At 32.6% G+C, this 4,801-nt stretch carries 4 protein-coding genes; 2 read left to right on the top strand and 2 right to left on the bottom strand.

All coding sequences use genetic code 11. The annotated features are described in order from the left end of the window. Nucleotides 1-1,171 (bottom strand): alpha-glucan family phosphorylase (glgP, locus tag EZH24_RS07295; RefSeq protein ID WP_137998462.1); only part of this gene is annotated, 1,171 nt, incomplete at its 3' end. An 83-nt stretch (nt 1,172-1,254) separates the two neighbouring features. Further along, on the bottom strand, nt 1,255-3,441 hold the full coding sequence (gene recJ / locus EZH24_RS07300; RefSeq protein ID WP_137998463.1) for a single-stranded-DNA-specific exonuclease RecJ: 2,187 nt from the start codon (nt 3,439-3,441) through the stop codon (nt 1,255-1,257). A gap of 212 nt (nt 3,442-3,653) precedes the next feature. Between recJ and EZH24_RS07305 the strand changes: the two genes are divergently transcribed. Then, nucleotides 3,654-4,397 carry a YebC/PmpR family DNA-binding transcriptional regulator gene (locus EZH24_RS07305; RefSeq protein WP_137998464.1) on the top strand — a complete coding sequence of 248 codons (744 nt, stop codon included), beginning with the start codon at nt 3,654-3,656 and terminating at the stop codon, nt 4,395-4,397. Between the two features lie 18 nt (nt 4,398-4,415). Then, the coding region (gene ruvC / locus EZH24_RS07310; RefSeq protein ID WP_137998465.1) for a crossover junction endodeoxyribonuclease RuvC at nt 4,416-4,801 on the top strand (386 nt) is incomplete at its 3' end.

Raw genomic sequence — 4,801 nt, forward strand, 5'->3', positions numbered from 1 at the left:
ACATTCCTCGAGATACATGTCCATGAAGTTTGCTTACTCCGTTGTTTTCAGCGGACAGATTCAAAGCTAAAACCGTCATACAAAAATCTTCTTTTTCGTCATCGGGATTTATTCTTCCAAGTTTAAGGAATTCGTCCATCGTCATATCGATTTGTTTCACATAATCGGCAAAATATTTTTTAATCATTTCTATAGGAAATACATCGTTTCCAGCTGGAACGGGAGTATGAGTTGTAAACACATTCGAGCTATAAACGACTTCTCTTGCCGAATTTCTATCCAATTTGTCGTCAACCATTAATTGCCTGATTCTTTCGAGAGACAAAAACGCGCTATGTCCTTCGTTCATATGGTGAATTGTAGGTTTTATTCCCAACTTCTTTAACGCTTTAATTCCGCCGATACCGAGCAAAATCTCCTGTTGAATTCTCGTTTCAAGGTCTCCGCCGTAAAGTTGAGCGGTAATATCTCTGTCTTCAACGCTGTTTTCTTCAATATTAGCGTCCAAATAGTAAAGTTGTATTCTTCCTATATTAGCTTTCCATATTTGAGCGTAAACTTTTCTCCCTGGCAAATCTACATCGACTTTCATAGTTTCGCCGTTTGAATCTAAAACTTTTTCCAACGCCAAATTAAAAAAGTCGTTTTCTATATCGAATTCTTGTTGCCAGCCGTCCGCGTTCAAATATTGTTTAAAATATCCTTTTCTGTATAAAAGCCCAACCGCAACGAAAGGCAAACCCAAATCGCTTGCAGATTTCAAATGGTCGCCCGACAATATTCCAAGCCCGCCCGAATAATTTGGCAAAGATTCATGAAGTCCGTATTCAAAAGAGAAATAAGCTATTTTTTCATTTTCCACTTTTTGCGAATCGTCCAAACTTGCATACCAAGTCTCTTGTTTCATATAAGTTTTAAACTCATCGTAAACTTCCGCCAAATTCATCATCGCAGCATCGTCATGAATCATATTGTAAAAACATTCCTGCGAAGATTCTCCCAACACTCTTATAGGATTATGGTCTTTTTTGTCATAGTTATCTATATCTATAGACCTTAATAAATTTACAGCTTTTTGATTCCAGCACCACCAAAAGTTTTTTGTGATTTCCAATAATGGCTCTAATTCTTTAGGAACAGATGGGGAAACCATATACTTGTTTATTTTCATTATTACACCGCCTTTGAAAATAGTTTTTATTTTAATATTATCTTTTGATTATACAATAACTTAATAAAAAAATCAATGAATTTTTAACGAATTATATAACTTTCTAATAATAATTGAATATCGGATTTTCCGCCAAATCTGTTAATTTTTAATTTATAAAAAATATCTATATGATTTGAATTTTCAAATTTTTTCGCTTCTTCCTCGTTTGAATCCCATAGAATCGCGATTATATTTTTTTCATTTTGATTAACTTCCATTTTAAGATGCAATTTATCGTTTTTTGGCAATCGAATTACTTTTGCAACTTTAACATTATTTGAATAAAATATCGGTTCTTCGTTTGAAACTCCGAAAGGCTCGAACAATTCTATAGTTTCAGCAAGTTTGATGTCAATATATTTGAAATCCAATTTTATGTCGTAATTTTTAATTTCTTTTTCGGAAGACTCGGAATCATTTTCCAAAGAATATTCCATTATTTTTTTTGCAAATTTATCGAATTTATCAATATTCAAACTAAATCCAGCGGCGTTTTTATGTCCGCCGAATTTATTTAAATAAACGCTCGCAAATTCAAGCATTTCCCTCGCGTTATTATTTCCCGCGCTTCTTATACTTCCCGTGCAAGTTTTTTCTTCTTCGTCTTCATGCAAAATAATCGCCGTTTTTCCGAACTCGTTTAAAACTTTTCCCGCTATTAATCCCGTCAGTCCCTGCTCGATTTCCTTGCTTTTTACCAAAATCAAAGGCATGGATAAACAATCGTTATTTTTTATATATTCGCTCACTATATTAAAACATTCGTCAGTCAAAGATTTTCTCGTTTCGTTCATATTATAAATTTCTTCCGACAATTTCAAAGCTTCTTCTTTCAATTCGGAAGTTAAAAGTTGTAAGGCGTATTCGGGTTTATTCATTCTTCCAGCGGCGTTTATGAAAGGCGCTAATTTCCAGCCGATAGTTTGAGTGTCAATTTTTGTATTTAATAAATTTATTTTTTCTAAAATAATATTATATCTAATATGCGGAGGTTTTGACAATTCTTCCAAAGCGCATTTTATATAAGCTCTGTTTTCTTCTATAACGGGAACGACATCGGCAACCGTTCCGAAAGCGACTAAAATAGATTCTCTTTTTAAATAATTTTGCATCTGTTTTTGACTTATATAAAACATTCTTTTAAATATTTCCATTTTTATTATCAAATCTCTATATTCAAAATTTTCGTATTTATAAATATTTACATTTAAAGCAAGCGCAAATTCTTCGAGAGTTTTGAAATTTTTTATATTCACATTTCCATAAACCACTCCAAGCTGCAGTAAATCGTAAACTTTTTCGTATTCGGGCAAAAACATTTCGTATTTTTCAAATATTGATAATAATCTTTTTAATCTCTCTTCGCCCCCCGTTAAAACCAATATAGCTCCATCTCCCTCGAACATATAGCTTGCAATTTCTTCCAATATTTCCTCTTCGGTTAATAATTCGTCATAATAATCTGCGTAAATAGATTTGTAGGAATTTTCATTTTCTTTTAAAATCTCAAATCCCAGAGGTTCGTTATTTGGGACAAAATTTGTCGTTTTTAGCGCTTTTATTTTTTTTAATATATTATTTTTTTTATCTATTTCATAATCCAAAACTATAATATCTTTATTGTAAATTTTTGTATATGATAAAACGAAAGCCTGCATCATCTTAAAAGCGACAGCGCAACCAGAAAAATTTTTTGAAACGAATCCCGTATTTGAAAGTTTTGGATTAAATATGGCATAAGCGTTAGGCAATATTTCTGGTATATCATGATGGTCGGTTACTATTATATCTATAGAATTTTCTCTGGCAAATTCAACCTCTTCGACATTCGATATTCCGCAATCTACCGTAATAATCAAACTTGTTCCAGAATTCGCGTATTCTTCGATTACCGATTTTGAAAGCCCGTAACCCGTAGAATGATTAGGGACAAAAGCCTCGACATTTTTTGTAACTGATTTTAAGGTATTATATATTATGGACGCCGCCGTGATTCCGTCCGCGTCTTTATCTCCGTAGATTAATATTTTTTCTCCGCTTTCTATAGCTTCTTTTAATCTGTCGACAAATATATTCATATCTTTTACTGAAAACGGACTTGAAAGCGAATATATATCTTGAAAGAAAAAGTCGAATATATCGGATTTTGTTTTTATTCCTCTTAAATCGAGCAAATCTTTTATTATTGGATTCAAATTATTTATATCAATTTTATTATTATTTTGCATATTAAAAAATAAGAACCTTTAGAATTTGTTTCGTATAGTATATTTTGTTTTTTGTATTGTTTCAAGTATGATTTGTCATTTTCTCTAACAGGAAAAAATAACAATACTTTTTAAAAAATATTTGACAGCAATTAATTTTTATTATATAATTTATAACGATTATAAATAATAATTAATAAATAAAATAATAAATTTTTTAATAGAGGTGCAATATGTCTGGACACTCCAAGTGGGCAAGTATTAAACATAAAAAAGCCGCAAACGATTCAAAAAAAGGAAAAATTTGGTCTAAAATAGCGAAAGAAATAACAATAGCCGTTAAAGAGGGAGGAAGCCCCGACCCCGCGCAGAATGCAAGATTGAGAATGGTTATAGTTAAGGCAAAAGGAACGAATATGCCGAACGATAATATAGACAGAGCGATAAAAAGAGGAGCTGGCGGAGGAGACGGAGCCACGATAGAAGAAATATCTTACGAAGGTTATGCCCCAGGCGGAGTGGCGATTATAGTGGATGTAGCTACCGATAATAAAAATAGAACCGCTGCGGAAATAAGGTCGATATTCAGTAAAAACGGCGGAAATTTGGCGGAAAACGGAAGCGTATCTTGGCAATTTAAGAAAAAAGCTATCGTTATGATTCCTTCGGCTGGAAACACGGAAGAAAATTTAATGGATATAGTTTTGGACGCTGGAGCGGAAGATATAGAACAGGACGGAGAAGTATTTACGATAACGGGACCTATGGAATCTCTATCTTCAATAGTCGATGCGTTAAAAGAAAAAGGAATAGAACCCGAAAGCGCCGAAATAGTTCGAGTGGCGGATAACAATATGACTATAGCGGAAGCCGAAGCGAAAAAAGTAATGAAAATTCTTTCTTTGTTCGAAGACCATGACGATGTTTCGGCAGTCGCCACTAATTTGGAAATTACCGATAATCTTATAGAAGAATAACATTTTACAAAATCTATAATGATAACATTAGGAATAGACCCGGGATTTGCAAGATGCGGATACGCTTTTATAGAATCTAAAAATTCAACTTACAAAATAGTCGATTGCGGACTCATAGAGACTTTTCAAACCGAAGAATATAATCAAAGACTAAAAAAAATATTTGATGAATTAAACGATTTGATAATAAAATATAAACCCGATAACGCCGCTATAGAAGAATTATTTTTTTCAAAGAATTCAAAAACCGCTCTAAAAGTTGCGGAGGCGAGAGGAATCATAATACTTGCCTTGACTATTAAAAATATAGATTTTACGGAATATAAACCAAAAGAAGTAAAATCTCAAATAACTGGAAACGGAAATGCAAATAAAGGCGCCGTTATAAAAATGATTAATTTGTT

It is taken from the genome of Brachyspira catarrhinii, assembly GCF_005518285.1.
Classification (GTDB): domain Bacteria; phylum Spirochaetota; class Brachyspiria; order Brachyspirales; family Brachyspiraceae; genus Brachyspira; species Brachyspira catarrhinii.

Excerpts from the sequence above, each read along its gene's own strand:
- recJ (WP_137998463.1), bottom strand. The coding sequence starts at position 3,441 with ATGCAAAATAATAATAAAATTGATATAAATAATTTGAATCCAATAATA.
- EZH24_RS07305 (WP_137998464.1), top strand. The coding sequence starts at position 3,654 with ATGTCTGGACACTCCAAGTGGGCAAGTATTAAACATAAAAAAGCCGCA.